Origin of the sequence: Thermosynechococcus sp. QS41 (assembly GCF_031583515.1) — a bacterium.
Lineage (GTDB): Bacteria > Cyanobacteriota > Cyanobacteriia > Thermosynechococcales > Thermosynechococcaceae > Thermosynechococcus.
Map to the genome: position 1 here is coordinate 21755 of NZ_CP134181.1, position 19288 is coordinate 41042.

The window sequence follows — 19288 nt, forward strand, 5'->3', positions numbered from 1 at the left end:
CCATGACAGAGATCAGTAACCGCCTTTCTACCGCAGAGATTCAACTAGGCAAGGTCTGGACTTCGGCACGAAACCTCTTTGGTCTGTTGATGACAGGTGTGACGGGACTGTTTGCTGTCATTGCGGTGATTCCCTTGGCAGCCATTGTCATCAATGTGGCGTCCCAAGGACTGCCTCGGATTAACTTAGATCTGTTTACAAAACTGCCACCGCCGCCGGGTTTGAGTGGGGGGGGCTTGGGAAATGCGATCGTTGGTACGTTAATCGTGCTCGCTGTTGCCATGGCGATTAGTGTTCCCATTGGCGTTTTGGGCGCTGTGTGGCTGTCCGAATTTGGGCGGGGGAGCAAAATCGCCTATTGGGTGCGGTTTTCGGCAAACGTTCTCAGTGGGGTGCCCGCTATCATTGCGGGTTTGTTTTCCTATACGATTGTGGTCATGACGATGGGCACCTTTAGTGCCTTTGCCGGTGGGGTGGCTCTGGCAGTTGTCATGCTGCCCATTGTGATGCGAACCACAGAGGAAGGCTTGGTGCTGGTACCTGAGGAGGTTCGTCTGGCAGCATTGGGATTGGGTGCCACTCGTTTTGAGACGGTGACGCGAGTTGTTCTCCCTGCGGCGTTGCCTTCTATTGCCACGGCAGTGACTCTAGCGGTGGCGCGGGCAGGGGGTGAAGCGGCACCTCTCCTCTTTACGGCTCTGAATAATAATTTCTGGTCAACGGATTTGTTTCGCCCCATTTCCACGCTTTCGGTACAGGTTTATTTCTTTGCCATCATTCCCTACAAACCCCAGCAGGAACTGGCATGGGCAGGTGCGTTGGTGTTGCTGAGCATCATTTTGATCGTCAGTATTGGCTCCCGCTTACTCACTCGTAAGAAACGCTACTAAAGACTTAAAAGGTAACTGTTCTATGACAACTCACCCTCAACCCACTCCTAAAGTAGTTCTCCAAGTGCAGAATGCTTCGATTTTCTATGGTTCATTTCGGGCAGTACGGGATGTGACGATGGACATCTATGCCAATGAAGTAACGGCTCTCATTGGCCCATCGGGTTGTGGCAAGAGCACGCTGCTGCGCTGTTTTAACCGCATGAATGATCTGGTGCCGGGTGCCCGAGTCGAAGGCAAAATTACCTACCATGGCAAAGATCTCTACGCCCCAGAGGTGGATCCCGTGGAGGTGCGGCGGCGCATTGGCATGGTGTTCCAAAAGCCTAATCCCTTTCCCAAGTCAATTTATGACAATGTGGCCTTTGGAGCGCGGGTCAATAAGTATAAGGGGGATTTGGGTGAGCTAGTGGAAACTGCGCTACGGCAGGCGGCTCTTTGGGATGAGGTGAAAGACAAGCTCGAAGAAAGTGGTCTGTCGCTCTCTGGCGGACAACAGCAACGGCTATGTATTGCGCGGGCGATCGCCACCAAGCCCGAGGTCATCCTCATGGATGAACCCTGTTCTGCCCTTGACCCAATTTCTACCCTCAAGGTGGAAGAACTGATCCATGAATTGAAGCAGAACTACACGATTGTGATCGTGACCCACAATATGCAACAGGCGACTCGGGTGAGCGATCGCACTGCCTTCTTTAATGCCGAGGCCACAGAACGGGGCAACCGGGTAGGCTACCTCGTTGAGTATGACTATACTAGCATTGTCTTCAATAACCCCAAAGAGCAAGCCACGATGGATTATGTCAGTGGCCGTTTCGGCTAAGATCTAAAGCGGCGGCTGCTGCTGGTGCCAAGGGGTCGCCTGTTCATAGGCATAGGCAACGTGAAATAGGGTCTCTTCCCCTAGGACGTTGCCAATCAATTGCAGACCAATGGGCAGCCCTTCGTGATCAAAGCCACAGGGGAGGCTCAAGCCTGGTAGCCCGGCAAGGTTGACGGGAATGGTCATCAGATCTGACAGGTACATACTCAGGGGGTCGGCGGTTTTCTCCCCAGCTTTGAAGGCAGTGGTGGGAGCTGTGGGGCAGACCAAAACATCCACCTGTGCAAAGGCTTGGGCAAAGTCTTCTTTGATCAGGGTGCGTACCTTTTGTGCCCGTAGGTAGTAAGCATCATAGTAGCCAGCGGAAAGGGCGTAGGTGCCAATCATGATCCGTCGCTTCACCTCAGCCCCAAAGCCTTGGGCGCGGGTTTTCATGTACATTTCAAGGAGATCGCTGGCTCCTTCAGCGCGAAAACCAAAGTTCACGCCATCATAGCGGGCTAGGTTTGCCGAGGCTTCCGAAGGGGCAATAATGTAGTAGGTGGGCAGGCCGTAGGCAAAGCGGGGACAGGAGAGTTCAACAATCGTGGCCCCCAATTCCTCTAGGGTTTTTAGGGCGGCCTCAAGGGCAGATTTCACTTCTGGTTGGATGCCTTCACTCACTGTTTCTTGAATAACGCCAATGCGCATTCCCTTGAGATCGGGTTTGAGGGCTTGGGTGTAGTCGGGAATCGACACGCTGAGACTGGTGGCATCCTTGGGATCATGCCCCGCGATCGCCCCCAAAAGAATCGCAGCATCGGTAACTGTCGGTGCCAAAGGCCCAATTTGATCCAATGACGACGCATAGGCAACAAGGCCATAGCGCGACACCAAACCATAGGTCGGTTTGAGGCCGACCACCCCACAAAAGGCGGCGGGTTGACGAATGGAACCGCCGGTATCGGAACCAAGGGCAGCCGCACATTCCCCGGCAGCAACGGCAGCAGCAGATCCCCCAGAAGACCCCCCAGAGACCCGCTCTGGATGCCAAGGATTGGCGGTGAAACCAAAGGCAGAATTTTCGGTGGAGCTGCCCATGGCAAATTCATCGAGATTGGTTTTGCCCACCATAATCGCGCCAGCGGCCTGCAATTTTTGGGTCACGGTGGATTCGTAGGGGGGGACAAAGTGCTCCAGCATCTTAGAGGCACAGGTGGTGCGCACACCGTAGGTGCAAAGGTTATCCTTGATGGCCAAGGGAATCCCTGTGAGCACACCAATCTCTTCACCGGCAGCAATGCGCTCATCTACAGCGGCCGCTTGGGCAAGGGCGCGATCGCCCGTCACGGTTAAGAAGCTATGGAGCGTTGGCTCCACTTGGGCAATGCGATCTAAGTAAGCTTGGGTAATTTCAGTGGCGGAGCGTTCTTTGCGAACGAGTTGACGGTGGAGCTCCTGAATCACTGACATAAATGCAGATTCCCTAGTGACAATGCAACACTGGCGATCGCGGGCATGGCCGCAAACAGGCCAATCTTAAGTTTAGCAATGTGGCTGATCATTTATTGCTCCAGATGCAGCGCTTTGGCACAGGGCTGTCTCTGAATCAATCAGCGATATATTAGGAATCAAGAAGCCCTGACGACGGTGCTCATGCCCTTGGGGAGTATTCGATGGAACCGCTCGACCCCGTGGATCGGGAAGCCTTTACCAACCCGACATTGCAGCGATTGTTGTTCTTTGTCTATTTGCTGCCCATTTTTGGCATGATTCCAGCACTGTGGCAGTTGAGTCGCCGGGGGAGCGATCGCCAGACCCGACAAGTGAGCCGCCTCGCTGTTCTCATTGGTCTCATTTGGCTGTTGGGCTATGGCCTGCTGAATGGGGCGGTCAGCGTGAGTGAAGCCCAGTCTCTGCATCATGGCCTATTACTCTTTCTCAATAGTCTCTGGGGATCCGCCTATTTTCTGGTGAACTTGGGGCTGATGGTACAGTTGTGGCAGGGGCGATCGCTGCAATTGCCCTTCCTACAACGTCTGATGAAATACCTGCCATGACCCCTAGGCGTTGGTTTTGGCCCCTATTGGGATTCAGCGCCATTCTGGTGCTCATCCTCTGGTTGATATCGGCACTCACGTGGCTCTATGTACAGGTGGCCTTTACTGCCCCCTTTTTGGCCAATCTCTTGGTGCTGATTTTCATTGGTCTATTGGGGGGGTTGCTCTATACCTTCTTTCGTTACCTGTACTTACTTGAGCGCAAGGGCAAGCCCGCCACCGCTACGCCCCAAGCCCCCCTCGATAAAACGGAGGCCGCCGCCGAAAACCTCAAAGCCCTACGCCAGCAACTGAGTCAAATTGAAGATGAGGTGGCACGGCAAGCACTGTTGGCACGGGCACGGGAGCTGGCGGAGGATTTTTACCGCCAAGAATTGCGCATTGTGGTCTTTGGCACCGGTTCAGCGGGTAAAACCTCTCTCGTCAATGCCCTCCTTGGTGAAATGGTGGGGGAAGTGGCACCAACAATGGGCACCACTGCAGTGGGGCAAACCTATCGTTTTTGGCTACCTAATACAGAGCGGGAAATTCTGATTACCGATACCCCCGGCATTTTGGAGGCGGGTGTGGCTGGAACCTACCGGGAACAATTAGCGCGACAACTGGCCGCCGAAGCAGACTTACTCCTTTTTGTGCTCGATGATGACCTGCGCCAGTCGGAATATACCCCCTTGGTCAACTTGGTGGAAATGGGCAAGCGATCGCTCTTGGTCCTCAATAAAATTGACTTGCGCTCCGAGGCCGATCAACTGGCTCTTTTGCGCCATCTACGGCAGCGGGTCAAGGGGTTGATTCCACCCCAAGATGTGGTGGGTATTGCCGCCCGTCCCCAACCGATTCGCCTCGACACAGGAGAGTGGTTAGAACCCGAACCCCATATTTGGCCATTGATTCGGCGGCTGAGTGCCATTCTCCGCGAGGAAGGGGATGACCTCGTGGCAGATAATATCCTCTTGCAGTCGCAACGCCTAGGGGAGCAGGCTCGCAAAATCATTGATCAGCAACGGCGCCGCCAAGCCGATAAGGTGGTGGAGCGCTACCAGTGGATCAGTGCGGGTGTGGTCTGTGTCACGCCGATTCCCGGCGTAGATCTACTGGCTGCCGCCGCCGTGAATGCGCAAATGGTGATGGAAATTGGCAAGGTCTATGGCTGTGACCTGAATCGCGATCGCGCCCGCGAGCTAGCTCTTTCCCTAGGCAAAACCCTGGCCAGCTTGGGCATTGTTAAGGGAGCCATGAATCTCGTCGGTACGGCCTTGCAATTGAGCATGGGGGGGCTGGTGGTGGGCAAAGCCGTCCAAGGAATTACAGCCGCCTATCTCACTCGGATTGCGGGCAAAAGTTTTATGGAATATTTTCGCCACAACCAAGACTGGGGCGATGGTGGCATCAGCGAAGTAGTTCAACAGCAATTTGAACTCAATCGCCGCGATGAATTTATTCGCTCCTTTGTGCAGCAGGCGATCGCCCGCTTACCTGCACAACTTGGCACCATGATGCCTGAAGCAATGAAAACACCCCTATCCCATGAGGAAGAGCTGCCTTAAGGTATTCTTAGGATTCCCCCAAGGGTCTTAGCAAAAACCGCTACTATGTTCAGTAACTATTTTATGTTACCGATTTCGGATGAGTCTCTCGACCCGCAGTCCCGATCTTGAGGTGGAACAACTGCCGCAGTTATTGCAGGCAGCTCGGTCTCGTTATTTGGCCGGGGAGCGATCGCCCGCTGTGACGAAGCCCCTCTCTCAAGCCCTGCGAGCCATCCTCGAGCGCAACATTGATACCCATCTGAGTCAACGCGGCGGCTATCTCCAACGCCTAGTGGAAGCCTATTTTCGCCTCTTTCCTCGCTGCCTAGAAAACTTGAGCCGCGATCAACTCCAACAGCAGGCAGTGCAAAAAACGGTGCAGCGGTTACTGCAAATTCCCGCCACCGTCATTCAAGACGAGTACGATCGCCTCAATCGTGGCCAGTACAATCAACCCCTAAAGCAACTGGTGCTTGCCTTTAGTCGCCCAGCCCTAGCCAACCGTAATCCCTCTCCCGAATTGACAGAGGCCGAGTGTTTCCTTGCCTTCTTTATCCAGTGCCTACGTCAAGAACTCGGCGCAACGGTTCTCCTATCCCCCCAGTTTCGCCAAGAGTACCGCGATCTCCTGCGCACGGTGTGTCTGGGGAGTTCTGATCCCGAGCAATGCCAAAGTAACCTCACGGGCTGGCTCTGGGAAGCAATGAAATCCTTTGACCCCCTCAAGCCCTTTGGTGCCACTGGTCATGGTCGTCCCACCTTTGAAGCATGGGTGCGCACGGTCATCAGCAATAAACTGGCGGATGAAAAACGCAAACTCCTCAAGCGCGAGGCCGATGAACTGCTCTTCTATGACAACCGCGCCCTGCAAGTCTTTCAAGATCGTTATCAAGCAGCACCCCCTGAGGTACAACGGGAGATTGATCCCAAAGCCTGCGCTCAGTTGATTACGATTGTCCAAACGGAAATTACCGATCCCCGTATCCGTGCTTCGACGGCTCGCTTGCGCCAGCACATTGCCCAACTCTTGGGTTGGACGATCGAGTACACCCGCGACATTCATCAACAGGTGCGGCGTATTCTTGGACGTTATGTGCAGTCCACTCGCTCTCTGAACATTTGCTCCACCGACAGCAACCAAGAATGGATTGACAACTATCCCGATACCCGCACACTGCCAACCAGCAATGGCCAAGGGGTGGAGTGCATAGTGGAGTTTCTCAATGATCCGCAGACGCCGACATGGGTCAGGGATTGGTGTGAGCGTCGCCGTACCCAAGCCGAAATTGCCCGTGAACTCTTTGTCAGCCAGCCCACGATTTCTCGCTGCCTCGGTCGTGAATACCGCCTGTGGCTCTACCGTAAATTCTTTCAAGATCCCCAGATTCCGCAATGGATGAGGCGATGGTATGAAACCCAATCAATCCCCAGCCCCCACCAACGACGGCAAACCCGCCGTGAAATTCACCCTGATTATGCCCGTGGCCGCTACACCGCAAAACAAATTGATGAGCAAATAGAGGCCAAACTTGCGCAGTGGTGTGAGCATAACGATATTTACTACCTTCCCTAGGCAGCCTCGCTTTTTCGTACTTGGTTTGGATGACGACGGCTATGACTTCCTTTTTGGCACCGACTGTTCCCATTCGTTCCCTGATATTGGATGCCGCCCATGCGGTGCTTCAGGGATGTCGCCCCAGTCGGCAACGGCAGGTTCTGCCCTATTTGGTTGCCCTCTACGCCTTCATTGACTGGTGGGAAAATGAGGGTGTTCCCAGTAAGCAGGATGATCTGGACGATCTGCCCGATGATCTGACCTTGAGTACCACTTGGTGTGAGCGGCCAGAGGTTCTTGACCTTGTGGACATTGCGGATCTCAACTTGGAAGGGGTGCAGTTATCTATCTATCCTGTCGAGGCGGGAGAGTCTCTGCGGATTCATTGCCCGACATTTTTGGGGGTGATCAACGCCGATTTGGCGGTTGCTGTTGGTTTGGATCGCGATCGCCGTCAGGCACAGATGCTGGGGTTTTGCGATCGCCAGACCCTTCTTGACTACTGGCAACACCATCCAGCGGATGCCCAAGGCTATGGCACCTTTCCCCTAGAGCACCTGCAACCCATCTTCTACTTGCCTGAGCAAATTAGCTTCCTCAACCCGCTGCCCCGAAGCACACCGCTGGCCACCAAGGGCAATACCTACGGTCAACCCCTCGACACTCTACCGCAGCTCACCCAGCGCACGGCTGTTGCTGAACCAGAAGGGTTGCCCCTCGACAATGAAACCGCAATCCAACGGCTTTTACAAGCCCTCCAAGGCTACACTGAAACCTCGGAAATTTCCCTCTCCCAAGATTAGGATTGGGCTTCTGGGGGCGATGTGTTTTCGGGTGAGTGCTCGCGGTAGTAGGCCTGTGCTCCCTCTTTGGTATGAATCTGACCGGGTTGAGGACGGCGATGGGTTTGCAGGCCTTGCAGCACTTCTGATAAGGTCAAGCCTTCCGGCAGGGGCGATCGCACTTCCCGCACCTTGTGCCACACCGAGCGCGACATCATTAAACTGCGGCGGATAGGTTCAGCCCAGCTTTCAAGGTAGGCTTCTCGCTCCCCTTGGTAATCCGTCGAAGACAGCAGTAGAGGTACGGGCGGATAGGCCTGCACCAAGCGAGCAATGTGGGTCAGTACCCCTGGATACAGATTTGTATAGGCAGGATGTACTGTTAAGTCTAGCCAGTGGGGCGTGTGTCCATCTTGGCTGGTATGGAGTGTATAGGAGGCGATCGCCACCTTCCGCTGTGGTTCAAACACATAAGCACGATGCACTTGTACCTGTTGCGACCAACTGGCCAAACCGTGGTGTAGCCAATCCAAAAGACTCGTTTGAAAGTCCCGATAGTGACGATTAAAGACTTGGCGCACCAGTGCCGGCATCGACATCGTATCCAACTCATGCAGCAACCGTGCATCAGCATTCGTGACCTTCAGCAAATTAGGCAAGCAAGGCGTGCCCTGTGCCAGTTCTGCCAACTGATCCGCTGAAATTTGCCAGTAGGTGAGATGCGCCAAGGGTTGAAAGCCATTTTGGCGGTAGAGGTCTAGTGCTTCACGGTGGTCAATATTGATTTCAACCATCCAAGTACGGGCTTCCACAAGGGTACTAAAACAGTGGCGCAGGAGTTGTGTCCCCACCTCCGTAAACTCTTGGGCGGCCAATTGCTGCACCTGCCATGTGGTGCGACTTTCATTAAAGGGAGCCACCTGCACAACGCCTAACACTTGGTTGTCCCGCTCCGCGACATAAATCCGCAGCTTGCTCATCCCCGTTAGCCACTGCAATAGATGCAGCGGTGAGGTCATCAGGCCACCCGCCAAGGACGGCAGACCAAAGGGTTGATCATGTACCCCTTCATGGCACAGCCGCTGTTCCACCACCTCCACATCCCGATAGGCCAAGGGACGGATAATCAAATCACCAGTGGAGGGCAAGTCGGAAACCATCAGCCGGCACCAATCACTACTTCCATCTTAAGGACTCTAGTCCCAAAATAAAGGGGCGATGCCCAACGACAACCGCCCCAGCAACATAAATTGTGCAAAATCGCCTTAGTAAAGTTCTTCCTCTTGGTTGGTGAGGATTTTGCAGTCAGAACGGGGATAGGCGACACAGGTGAGCACAAAGCCCTTCTCGATTTGGTCATCATCCAAGAAGGATTGATCCGACTGATCCACTTCCCCTTCCAGCAGCTTGCCGGCACAGGTCGAGCAAGCACCAGCACGGCAGGAGAAGGGCAGGTCTAAGCCTTGCTCTTCAGCCACATCCAGAATGTACTCATCTTCGGGCACGTCAATTGTTGTTTCGCTTCCATCAGGACGCACTAGCGTTACTTTGTAGGTTGCCATGAATCTTGTCCTCTCATGTATGGAAAAGGCAGGGAGCCATCACGCTCCAATTTAGATACTAGGGGAAAACCCTAACCTTGATGGTTGGATTCAAGTCCCTCTTTGTATCGTTTTCGTAATTTGAGGCTCCCAAGGTATCTGAAATACTTATAGACATTGAACCCTATGGAGAAAATTAAGCAAACTCGATGACTGGCTCTATTCTCCGACTCGATGGCGCGGGGGCACAACCAACTCCCCTGTCCCATACCGATTCACCATGGCCGTTAGGGCTTGCTCCATCTCACGGCTAAAGCGTTGGGGATTCCACAGGGGGGCATAGCGTTTAGCTTGGCGCAGTTTCCAGCTGACCTGCTGCCGCAGCGCTGGCTCTGTACCAAAACGAATTCCCCAATTCACATACTCCTCATCATTGAAGGCAATCCCCTCCTCAACGCCGACATTTTTCAGGAAAGTATAGGTGTGCCGTGCCACAAACTGCTGGCCTACCTTTGTAACAATTGGCACCTCCAACCAGAGGGCTTCAAGACTCATTGCTCCCCCAGCATAGGGATAGGTATCCAGCACCACATCCACATCATAGAGATTGGCACGGTGGATCTCTGGCAGATTTGATGTCAAGAAATAGAGTTTGCTTAAATCAAATCCGGCAGCTTCCGCCACACTGCGGCACCACTCCTCAAAAATCGAGCTACTATGGTGATACTTCACAATAAGTACAGCATTTGGCACCGCTTCAACAATGGCAAATTGCAGCTTGAGCATTTCGGGTTGAATTTTACTGGCTCGCTGCGCACACAGAAAGATCACCGTATCGGCACTCAGCCCCAATTGATCGCGAATTCCGGTTTTATTGGCCACTTCATAGCCATTAAGGGAGAGATAACAATCCGGCAGCCGCCACAGGGTTTCTGTGTACCATGCCTGCGCTCCCTCGGGAAGAATATACGGGTCAACAATAAAGTAATCTACTGTTGGCAAGCCAATGGCATCAAAGCCCACCCATGTCGCTTGTACAGGTGCTGGCTTGAGGGTGAGAACTTGATAGGTAAGGTCACTGGTGCAGCTATCTAAGTCAATGAGAAGATCAATTTTATCGTCATAAATCTGCTGAGCAATTTCAGTAGCACTTTTGCCCCCTTGACGAATATGGCTCAAGTGAGATTGAAACCAACGCGCAATGTTGTCTTGCTTGATTGACTCTGACCATGGACTATAGCCAAAGACCTCAAATTCTTCACGATTAAAGCAGTGAATGAAGCCACGGATTTGGTGAGCAACGGGATGCTCCTGAAAGCACATTCCGATCAAGCCAACCCGAATTTTTTCAGACTCTCTTTTCAAGATGTGACAGTATTTCCCTATGTCTTTCAAGTAATTATGGGCATGATTATAAAAAAGCTGATTGCGCTGGTTGTAGATTGGCTTTAATAACTTTGGCTCATCAATGTAGTGACACCAGTGAAAGTAAGAAGAACTGGCGTAGAAAAAAGCGCCAAAACCTACCGCTGCACCATCTAAATGCTCTTGAAGATAGATATGGCAACTGGAAAGCTGCTCCTGCCATTGTTGAAATAGCCTAGCTAATGTTTGGTCGTAGCGCAGATCATACTTAAAGGTTTGATATACATGGAGCTGAGTGGTCAGAGTCAAATCTCTACCAAGGGGTGTCAACGAATCCTCAGCTAGTCGTTGAGCACAGGCTAGTGATAACTCAGGTAGCCCGCCCAAGCAAGCCATGCGTGCCAAAAACTCGTAGAGACCCCATTGCTCGTTAGCTAGCTCTAGATATAAGGGAGCGAGAACTTTTGCCCGCTGTGCTGGAGCATTACTGAGTTCATTAAAAATTAAATCCTGAAGCGAATTACTGAGAGTAGGACACTGGCTCAGAGCTTTTAGAAAATTGGGGAGCGAGGGTAGGTCTAGGTAATAGGTAATTAAGTAGCGAGCGATTTTTAGAGCATCGTCAGCCTGATTGTTATCTTCAAAACCCTCCTCCTGTAGCGAGGAAGACAACTGCTCCAGTAGAGAATCAACCTCGTTTGGTTCCACCCGCAGTTCTAGTAACAGTGCTAACAACTGGAATCCCCAAGAAACTTTAGCCTCAAATTCATAGGCATAGGTCAGCAGAATAAAGCGATGAGTCAAATCTACATCGGAAAAAGAGGCAATTTCAGCTAGAATCTTTGCCCATGTGTGGGTTGCAGTAGTATCTTCAGGAAACTCACTCAGATAGACAGACCACAACAGTTGAGCAGCGGATTCTTCCCCCTGAAGTAGATAGGTTCCTCCTTGGTAGCCTATCCATTGGGCGCTGGGGTGAGTTTGGCTGAGCCTCTCACAGGTGCTGAGGACTTTTTCATAGCGCTGGTGTTTCAGGTTATGACGTAAATGGGATGTCCAAGCAATTACATTGGGAACAACAGCCACCTGTATCAAAACTTGTTCTAGAAATGCTTCCCATTCGCGGGCACGAACTGACCATGTGCAGTGGCGATTGATGTAGTCCACTTGAGCACGGAGATGGGCATCGAGGGCGGCATGAGCTTGAGGGTCTTTAAACCGTTGAATCACCTGATCAAGCACGCAGCCATAGGCAGCCAGATAGTCCTCGTGGGGAAGAGGGATGAGGTCAGCAAAGCCCGCTGTTGTTTCAGGGAGTGCCCCCAGTTCACTAGTAATGACGTAGCAACCACTGGCCATAGCCTCCATTGCGGCAATGCAGGAGGTTTCAGCAAAGGTATTCGTATAAGCCCAAATGGCAGTGGATTTAAGGGCTTGAGCTAGTTCTGGTTGGGGGAGTGAGCCAATATAATTGACATTGGCCAAGTCATGGCAGCGTTGGTAAAGGTTCCCATACCGCTGCTGATCCTCAGCCTCGCTGGCTTGATAGACCTTCATGCTGGAATAAACATTGAGCTGTACTGCGGGATGGCTCGCCTGCAGCAAAGGCATGAGATCAAGAAGTAGATGCAAACCGCGAAAGGGGGTACTCGTATAGGCCAGCGTCAAGGGTTGCGCCTTTGCCTTAAGGATAGATTCTGTAGGATCAAAAAGGTTTTCAAAACAAGGGGCAATGGCATTACGCAGGACAGCGGTTTTCTCAACAGGAATCTTGAATACTTCAATATATTGCTCTTGCTGCCACTGACTAATTAAGATAATCCGTTGATAGACCTCTTGATGTTCAGGGGATTGCAAAGATTCAACGGCAGGTTGATCGGCAGCGTGTTGTGTCCATAGTAGTAGAGGAGTCTGGGGTGGCAGGACAGAGCGCAGCGGATCCATCGGTAGGGCACGGTTGAGCAGAACAGCAACATCGGGACGCAGTTGTTCAAGGAATTCTACTCTTAGCCAAGACAAGGGTAGGTGGGGAACATGGCGAATAGATTCAATGTGCTGTGTACTGTTGAAAAGCCAAACTTCATGCCCCCGCCGCTGCAACTGCTCCGCTAGATAACAGAGTGCTGATTGTGATCCCCCTAAGGGAGCTTCATAGGGTGTGTTGAGTGTGTACTGCCAACGAATCCGATCAACAAAAAGAATCCGCATCGCAAGAGGACTACCAATTAATATAATTTTCTCTTAGTACGATATTTTTTGATTAAAAAAAGCCAAGAATTGTTCCTTGGCTTTAAGCTTATGTACATTTGAGACCACTTAAGTCTCTTGGCTACTTGAATTTAGCTGCACTTAGCAGCTACCTGGAGCACTTTGGTCACTTCCTTCCTTAATGGTAGCAGTCGTTACACCATTAGCAACTGTGACACAGCCACGCACACCTGTACCTGCGGTGTCATTAGAGTTTGTAGTCACATCAGCAGTATTCACACCAACGTTGGCCAGTGTCAGCGCACTGTAACCATCAGGCTGGCTGACACCAATTTTGAGCGTAGCAAGGTCGTTGGCAAATGAAGTGGCTTCCAAGCGGTAGGCTTGCTGAGCACGGTTGACCGCACCCACAGCGTTTTTAGCACTGGCGAGACGGGCTTTAGCCGCCTGGTTGAGCATGGAGGGCAGGGCAATGGCGGCCAAGATACCGATGATGATCACCACCACCAGTAGTTCAATCAGGGTGAAGCCTTCGTTGGCTTTTTTCTTGGCCAGCAGGTGCTGGAGGAATTTCGCTTTCAGTTCGGTTTTCATATTTTTGAGACTCCTTAAGTCAAGACATATTCGCCTCTAGGCATAACATACCCACCCCCTGCAGCAAAATTAACACCCCTGCTAAAAAGTTTCCGATTTTTTCCCCGCTACTACTGGAGTGCCCTCGGTAGGCGTCATTCCCAATCTGCTAAATTTGCGGTAGCTGGCTCGCGTGGTATCTTCGCCTCATGTGCAGTAGGCTAGTCTATAGTTATCAAGCCTGATCAGTCTCTTTATGAATAACCGTGGCAATGGCTTTGGCTGGGGATTTCTTGCAGGTGCCCTTTTTGGGGGCATTGCGGGTTCCCTTGTCACGCTTTTAGTCAAGGACAGACTGCGGCAAGCAGCTACGGGTGAATCCAAACGGCTGCGGGGGGATAAAGCCACTCCTCTCAACGGCAGTGATGACAACTTAATGGAGTCGATGCGCCTAGAGCTAGAGGCCAAAATTGCCCAAATTAATGAAGCGGTGGATGACCTGCAAAACCGCCTCAGCAACGAGGATCAGCCTTGAGCAGTAGGTAGAGTACGGCCGCTAAAACAAATAAAAGACTTGAGACGTAGGGATATTGCCTCAAGCCCAATCAAGGATTTACCGAAGGTTTCACGAAAATAGGGGACTAGTAGGCTAGACCCATGCTGCGGGTGGTTTCGGCACCCAAATAGACACGAATGCTCAAAAAGTCCGTCGGACAGGCCGTTTCGCAGCGTTTGCAGCCAACGCAATCTTCTGTGCGAGGGGAGGAGGCAATTTGACCCGCTTTGCAACCATCCCAAGGCACCATTTCCAGCACATCGGTGGGGCAGGCTCGCACACACTGGGTGCAGCCAATGCAGGTATCGTAGATTTTGACAGTGTGAGCCATGTGGTAACCGCTCCTAAAACGATCAGGATGACAGGTGGATGCCCTGCCGCCAACTCAGGAAGCCCCTAAGCTACGACAATAAGGGCAGTCTGGAGATAAATACCGAGATTTAGGATACCGCAGTGGTTGGTTGCGCGGCGGGGTGGATGAGCAAACTTCAAAGAATGTAACTTTTTTGTAAAGTCTGGTAAATTTACCTACTGTGGGGTCAATCTTAGTCATTTAATCCGTGGCGCTTGCCTGGGTTGCGGAACTTGAAAGGGTTCTAGGGATTCCAAGTACAGTGTAGTCGGATGCGTTGTGTGTGGTGGTCAATGTCTTGGAAGTGGTTGCCCCTTGCTGTGTGTAGTGCAGGCCTACTGCTGGTGCCTGTGCCTTCACCTCATTCCTTGGCTCAAACTTCCCCGCGCACAGATGCGATCGCTCCGTGGGAGATCATGAACTATGCCCGCGTGGTTCTGGAAATTGAACCCATTCGTCAAAAATACTATCGTCAAGCTCAGGTGGCTTTCCAAGGTCAAGTGCCCCGCAACTCTTGCTTTGGTATGAATCCCCAAAATATCCCCAGTGGCTTGGAGACCATCTGTGCTAATTATGTGCGTGAGGCAATGCAGGTGCTGAGGAAATATAATATGTCTTTAGAGCAATTCAATGCGATTACACTGCGAGCACAGCAAGACAGCGCCTTGAGTCAGCGTATTCAGGCCGAGATGGTGCGATTGCAGCGACCTTGAACCCATGAAACCCACTCAACCAACTCTAAGTATTATTACTGCGACCTATAATGCTGAGGAACACCTGCCACGGTTGATTGCGTCGTTGATTGCTCAAACCGATCAAGACTTTGAGTGGGTCGTTGCCGATGGTGGCTCTACAGATCGCACTTTAGAGCTAATAGAAGCAGCAACAGCTGAACTCAAGGCAGTCGTTGTCGACTCGCGACCTGACTTTGGGATCTATGATGCCCTCAACCGTGCTATTCGCCTAGCCTCAGGAGACTATTATCTGGTGATGGGTGCAGATGACGAGCTCTTTCCTGAGGCAGTTGCCCAATACAAGATCGCTTGCGAGGAAACAGGGGCGGATTTTGTTACTGCTAGCTATTACATAGGAGAGCGTGACATAGCGTCTGTTTGGCAGCCAGCATGGGAATGGCGGAAGGGAATGCAGGCTCACGTAACTGGTCATGCTGTTGGCTTGGCAATTCGACGCACATTACACCAAAGGGTTGGTCAATACTCCCGCCATTTTCCTCTCCTAGCGGATCAGCTTTTTGTTATGCAAGCAATTCGTGCAGGCGCAAGGGTTGCTAGGAGAGATTTTATTGCTGGGCGTTTCCATCCCCATGGAACCAGTGGTAGCGATCTTTTGGGATTGATTGTTGAGCTGTATCGGGTTCAAGTTCGTTTAGGACACTCCCTCCTTGTCCAAACCTTGCTACTCTTTTATCGGATTATCAGATGTTGGCCCCGCATTCAACAACAGAGATCAAAATTTCTGTTGTAATTCCTTTGTATAACAAAGCTAGGCATATTGCTCATACGCTGAGGAGCGTTTTGCAGCAAGCCAGCCCAGCAGCTGAGATTCTTGTGGTTGATGATGGGTCAACTGATGCTGGAGCTGAAATTGTTCGCGGCTTTTTGGATCAGGGTGTGCGTTTGATTCAACAGCCAAACCAAGGGGTGAGCGCCGCCCGTAATCGCGGATTACAGGAAGCCAGTTATCCCTACGTCGCATTTTTGGATGCTGATGATGAGTGGTTGCCCGAGCACTTGAGTACTCTTCAAACATTAATCACGGAGTTTCCGCAAGCCGCTTTGTGGAGTACATTTTGTTTAATTCGGCAACATGGGAACTACTATTTGCCACCAAGCGGGTTGCCATATGGCTGGCGAGGCATGGTGGAGCGGTTCTTTGAAGCCCATGCCCAAGGACTAAGCATTGTTAATTCCTCAACTGCTTGTGTTTGCAAGGAGGCGCTACTTTCTGTTGGGGGCTTCCCTGTGGGTGTCAAACTAAATGAGGACTACATCGCTTGGTGGCACTTGGGGTACCAATACCCTGTGGCTCATGCAGCAATAGTTACTGTTATCTATAACCAAGATGCAGAGAATCGCTGCAGTAAAGTCCCTCAAGCTGCACTCCCTGCTTCATTACCTTTTTTAGTAGAGTTGTTACACTCTCAGCAAACTCCTTACCACCACCGCCGAGGGATTAAGGCCTGTTTTCGCCGAATTGCCATAGCCACATTGATAAACACCAAAATTAATGCAGAGACATTGGATACGAAAACTCTTCTTCGCCTCACATGGCGCAGTGGGTGCTATGAGTTGCTCCTAATCCTTGTTGTCCTTTATTTGTGCCCCAGAAGTTTTCTTGGGTTCCTTAAGCATAGACGCCATCGGCAACAGCGACAGCAGGCTAAGGAGCGGGCTAAGGATCTGTTAGGCTGAGATAGCATTAAATAAATAACCAACCCCCACAATTCCTAAGGTAGTTAAACTAATAAAAGTACCTAATAATTTTGGTTTTAAAACCTTTCGCAAAATGATCATTTCTGGCAAAGAAAGAGCAGTCACTGCCATGGTAAAAGATAAGACTGTACCGATAGGCATTCCCTTGGAAAATAGAGCTGAGGCAATGGGTAAAACCCCTGCAATATTAGTATAAAGGGGTACTCCAATTAAAACAGCAACTAAGACGGCAAAGGGGTTATCTTTTCCTATCCATTCGCTAATAAGTTGACCGGGCATATAACCGTGAATTCCAGCACCAATACCAATCCCAATTATCACATAAATCCAAACCGATTTAAGAATTTCACTCGATTGAAACCAACCAACTTTGAATCTATCTTCCCAGCTCATCTGAGAGGATCTTGTTAGTTCAATATCCTCATCTTGAGATTGTTTATGCTGTTTATTTTTTAATTCCCAAATAAAAGGTTCTACCCATTTTTCTAGCTTCAACAAGCCAATAATATAACCGGTAATAACAGCTAATGTAATCCCAAAAAAGATGTAAAATAAAGTTATTTTTAGACCAAATAAAGCGAATAATAAAAATACAGCAACTGCATCCACCATCGGAGCGGAAATAAGGTAGGAGAAGGTAATACCTAAAGGTATGCCAGCTTTAACAAAACCGATGAATAAAGGCACGGCAGAACAAGAACAAAATGGTGTTACTGCTCCTAAACTTGCTGCTAAAATATGCCCGCTTAATTTGCGTTTTCCTTCTAAATAAACTCTAACTTTTTCAGGTTCTAAGAAAGTTTGCAGTGTTCCAACTACAAAGCTAATTACAGCTAATAAGGTTAATATTTTTGGCACATCGTAAAAGAAGAAGTGCAAACTTTTGCCTAGGTGTGAATCTAGGGATAAGCCAAATAACTTCGTAACTATTTGAGCAGATAACCAATCAAAGGGGTAAAACAAATCCAGCATGTCTTTTTCCAGTTAAGTTTGTAGCGAACACTTGGGCTTTTTTCAAATTGAGAAAACCTCAAGCAATTGAAACGCTACCAATAGCAATACTCTACGGAATGTTATTTTAAGAAGGATGCAATTTCTTCAGGCGTTAAGACTTTTCCTTTGCTGACCACCTTGCCATTAATGGCCAAAGCAGGTGTTGACATTACTCCTCGGTTGGCTATTTCTAGGCTATCGGTTACGTGAGTAATTTCGGCCGCCAAGTTGAGATTTTTAACAGCAGTTTGAGTATTCACTTCTAGTTGTTGACATTTTTTGCAATTTGTGCCTAAAATTTCTATTTTTAATGTCATAATCTTTCCCTCTACTTTTAGGCGACATGCACCTAGGTCTGAGCGCTTTTCGTGTTTTATCCTGAGGCGATGCTTAACTCCGCTTGCACAAGTGTAGCACCCCTTCAGCTTTCCTGCTAAGGCTTGCTAGTGGTAAAGGGCGGAGTTCCCCGCCCATTCAGCTAAAAATTGCGAGCTTTAGCTACAGCCACAGCCTGTATGGCCACAGCCACCGCTTTCTTTGCAGGTGCCGTTGGCACAGGCTTCGGAGCAGTAGGGTTTGCCTTCAACCATGATGGCCTCGCTGAGGGAGACAATGCAGAGACAGTGGGGGCAGGCGCATTTCATTTGGGTAACGGTTGTCATGGCTTTTTTCTCCAAATGGGTGACACAAGGGAGGTATGCTTCACCTCTCCTTTAATATATCTGAACAGTTGTTCAAATGTCAATTAGTTAGCACCTGATCAACGCCTATGATGGAAGTATGAATACTAGAATTTTTGCTCCTTCTCATCCTCATCATCCAGAGGCTTTGGCACGAGCGAGCGATCGCCTGCTCTCTACAGAAAAAGCCCAACGGATGGCGCAATTTTTTGGCCTGCTAGCCGATGCCAACCGACTGCGGATTGTAGCCTTGCTCGCCCAAGGGGAGTTTTGTGTTGGCGATATTGCCGTGGCACTGGAAATGAGCGAGTCTGCCGTCTCCCACCAATTGCGGATGCTTAAGGCCATGCGACTGGTCAAGTTTCGTCGCCAAGGGCGGCATATCTTTTATCAATTGCTAGATCACCATGTCCTCGCTCTTTATGAGGCGGTCGCAGAACACTTAGATGAAGACGCATCAGACACTTCAGGGAGTGGGAACGGGGCAAGATGAGGGTGAGGCAATTCCTGAACCAGCGGGGGCAGCTTCTAAAATTTGGGTTGTGGTTAGTGTTGTAAACGTAGCATAGGTGCAGCCCGTAAACGCTTTCAATTCTGAACGCTCAGGGGTGGCTCGGAATTCAGCATAGTTACTATTCGCAGCGGTGATTGCGTAATCATAGTCGGGCGTATCACTAAAGCCGATTTGTAAACTTGCGATGTCAGTGGTGAATGTGGGATTGGCCAAACGGTAGGCCTGTTGCGCACGGTTGACCGCACCAACGTTTGTTTTGGCTTGGGATTCGCGGGCTTTGGTGGCTTGATTTAACATGGAGGGGAGGGCGATCGCGGCCAAAATCGCAATAATAATGACGACGACGAGCAGTTCAATCAGGGTAAAGCCTTTCGAGAGGATGAGCGATCGGTAGAACCAAGGCAAGTTGGAACGATAGGGAGACATAGAAGTGCT

General features: G+C 50.6%; 21 protein-coding genes. 11 read left to right on the forward strand and 10 right to left on the reverse strand.

The window, feature by feature from the left end:
* The first annotated feature begins 2 nt into the window (after positions 1–2).
* Entirely contained in the window at positions 3–890 is an 888-nt protein-coding gene (gene pstA, locus RHJ80_RS00100) for a phosphate ABC transporter permease PstA (RefSeq protein ID WP_302678519.1), read from the forward strand.
* A gap of 22 nt (positions 891–912) precedes the next feature.
* Positions 913–1713 carry a phosphate ABC transporter ATP-binding protein PstB gene (pstB, locus tag RHJ80_RS00105; protein WP_310801209.1) on the forward strand — a complete coding sequence of 267 codons (801 nt, stop codon included), beginning with the start codon at positions 913–915 and terminating at the stop codon, positions 1711–1713.
* 3 nt (positions 1714–1716) lie between these two features.
* Here the strand turns inward: pstB and gatA are convergent, their stop codons facing one another.
* Positions 1717–3165: an Asp-tRNA(Asn)/Glu-tRNA(Gln) amidotransferase subunit GatA gene (gatA, locus tag RHJ80_RS00110; protein ID WP_302678520.1), complete on the reverse strand. Its 1449-nt coding sequence runs from the start codon at positions 3163–3165 to the stop codon at positions 1717–1719.
* A 203-nt stretch (positions 3166–3368) separates the two neighbouring features.
* Between gatA and RHJ80_RS00115 the strand changes: the two genes are divergently transcribed.
* The 4 genes from RHJ80_RS00115 to RHJ80_RS00130 all read left to right on the forward strand — a co-directional run bounded on the left by RHJ80_RS00115 (position 3369) and on the right by RHJ80_RS00130 (position 7639).
* Positions 3369–3752 carry a hypothetical protein gene (locus RHJ80_RS00115; RefSeq protein ID WP_302678521.1) on the forward strand — a complete coding sequence of 128 codons (384 nt, stop codon included), beginning with the start codon at positions 3369–3371 and terminating at the stop codon, positions 3750–3752.
* The gene (locus RHJ80_RS00120; RefSeq protein WP_310801210.1) at positions 3749–5299 is read left to right on the forward strand and encodes a DUF697 domain-containing protein; all 1551 of its coding nucleotides are present in this window, start codon (positions 3749–3751) and stop codon (positions 5297–5299) included. Before RHJ80_RS00115 ends, RHJ80_RS00120 begins: the two co-directional genes overlap by 4 nt.
* 79 nt (positions 5300–5378) lie before the next feature.
* Positions 5379–6854, forward strand: a complete 1476-nt coding sequence (locus RHJ80_RS00125; RefSeq protein ID WP_310437777.1) for a hypothetical protein — start codon at positions 5379–5381, stop codon at positions 6852–6854.
* 41 nt (positions 6855–6895) lie between these two features.
* Positions 6896–7639 carry a hypothetical protein gene (locus RHJ80_RS00130; RefSeq protein WP_310437778.1) on the forward strand — a complete coding sequence of 248 codons (744 nt, stop codon included), beginning with the start codon at positions 6896–6898 and terminating at the stop codon, positions 7637–7639.
* On the opposite strand, the gene RHJ80_RS00135 is transcribed toward RHJ80_RS00130, so the two are convergent.
* The 4 genes from RHJ80_RS00135 to RHJ80_RS00150 all read right to left on the reverse strand — a co-directional run bounded on the left by RHJ80_RS00135 (position 7636) and on the right by RHJ80_RS00150 (position 13326).
* Positions 7636–8778 carry a GNAT family N-acetyltransferase gene (locus RHJ80_RS00135; protein WP_310453831.1) on the reverse strand — a complete coding sequence of 381 codons (1143 nt, stop codon included), beginning with the start codon at positions 8776–8778 and terminating at the stop codon, positions 7636–7638. The two genes, RHJ80_RS00130 and RHJ80_RS00135, sit on opposite strands and share 4 nt — an antisense overlap.
* Positions 8779–8883: 105 nt before the next feature.
* Entirely contained in the window at positions 8884–9180 is a 297-nt protein-coding gene (petF1, locus tag RHJ80_RS00140) for a ferredoxin PetF1 (RefSeq protein ID WP_011056851.1), read from the reverse strand.
* Between the two features lie 198 nt (positions 9181–9378).
* Positions 9379–12732 (reverse strand): glycosyltransferase, encoded by a 3354-nt coding sequence (locus tag RHJ80_RS00145; protein ID WP_310801211.1) that lies wholly within the window; start codon positions 12730–12732, stop codon positions 9379–9381.
* Positions 12733–12873: 141 nt separating this feature from the next.
* Positions 12874–13326: a type IV pilin-like G/H family protein gene (locus RHJ80_RS00150; RefSeq protein ID WP_310801212.1), complete on the reverse strand. Its 453-nt coding sequence runs from the start codon at positions 13324–13326 to the stop codon at positions 12874–12876.
* Positions 13327–13561: 235 nt separating this feature from the next.
* Between RHJ80_RS00150 and RHJ80_RS00155 the strand changes: the two genes are divergently transcribed.
* Positions 13562–13840 carry a hypothetical protein gene (locus RHJ80_RS00155; RefSeq protein ID WP_310801213.1) on the forward strand — a complete coding sequence of 93 codons (279 nt, stop codon included), beginning with the start codon at positions 13562–13564 and terminating at the stop codon, positions 13838–13840.
* A gap of 106 nt (positions 13841–13946) precedes the next feature.
* Here the strand turns inward: RHJ80_RS00155 and psaC are convergent, their stop codons facing one another.
* Positions 13947–14192, reverse strand: coding sequence for a photosystem I iron-sulfur center protein PsaC (psaC, locus tag RHJ80_RS00160; protein ID WP_011056855.1), 246 nt, complete (start codon positions 14190–14192; stop codon positions 13947–13949).
* Positions 14193–14506: 314 nt separating this feature from the next.
* Here psaC and RHJ80_RS00165 point away from each other — a divergent pair, with 314 nt between their 5' ends.
* The 3 genes from RHJ80_RS00165 to RHJ80_RS00175 are packed head-to-tail and all read left to right on the forward strand — an operon-like array spanning position 14507 to position 16645.
* Positions 14507–14926, forward strand: a complete 420-nt coding sequence (locus RHJ80_RS00165; RefSeq protein WP_206200556.1) for a DUF4168 domain-containing protein — start codon at positions 14507–14509, stop codon at positions 14924–14926.
* Positions 14927–14930: 4 nt separating this feature from the next.
* Positions 14931–15698: a glycosyltransferase gene (locus RHJ80_RS00170; RefSeq protein ID WP_310801214.1), complete on the forward strand. Its 768-nt coding sequence runs from the start codon at positions 14931–14933 to the stop codon at positions 15696–15698.
* Entirely contained in the window at positions 15653–16645 is a 993-nt protein-coding gene (locus RHJ80_RS00175; RefSeq protein WP_310801215.1) for a glycosyltransferase family A protein, read from the forward strand. Before RHJ80_RS00170 ends, RHJ80_RS00175 begins: the two co-directional genes overlap by 46 nt.
* Here the strand turns inward: RHJ80_RS00175 and RHJ80_RS00180 are convergent.
* From RHJ80_RS00180 to RHJ80_RS00190, 3 genes are all read right to left on the reverse strand, one after another.
* Positions 16637–17638: a permease gene (locus tag RHJ80_RS00180; RefSeq protein WP_310801216.1), complete on the reverse strand. Its 1002-nt coding sequence runs from the start codon at positions 17636–17638 to the stop codon at positions 16637–16639. The two genes, RHJ80_RS00175 and RHJ80_RS00180, sit on opposite strands and share 9 nt — an antisense overlap.
* A 101-nt stretch (positions 17639–17739) precedes the next feature.
* Positions 17740–17979, reverse strand: a complete 240-nt coding sequence (locus RHJ80_RS00185; protein ID WP_190278283.1) for a thioredoxin family protein — start codon at positions 17977–17979, stop codon at positions 17740–17742.
* 174 nt (positions 17980–18153) lie between these two features.
* Positions 18154–18321 (reverse strand): metallothionein, encoded by a 168-nt coding sequence (locus RHJ80_RS00190; protein WP_206200560.1) that lies wholly within the window; start codon positions 18319–18321, stop codon positions 18154–18156.
* A 118-nt stretch (positions 18322–18439) separates the two neighbouring features.
* Between RHJ80_RS00190 and RHJ80_RS00195 the strand changes: the two genes are divergently transcribed.
* Positions 18440–18832, forward strand: coding sequence for a metalloregulator ArsR/SmtB family transcription factor (locus RHJ80_RS00195; protein ID WP_310453062.1), 393 nt, complete (start codon positions 18440–18442; stop codon positions 18830–18832).
* On the opposite strand, the gene RHJ80_RS00200 is transcribed toward RHJ80_RS00195, so the two are convergent.
* On the reverse strand, positions 18806–19279 hold the full coding sequence (locus tag RHJ80_RS00200) for a type IV pilin-like G/H family protein (protein ID WP_310801217.1): 474 nt from the start codon (positions 19277–19279) through the stop codon (positions 18806–18808). The genes RHJ80_RS00195 and RHJ80_RS00200 overlap by 27 nt on opposite strands.
* Positions 19280–19288: the final 9 nt, after the last annotated feature.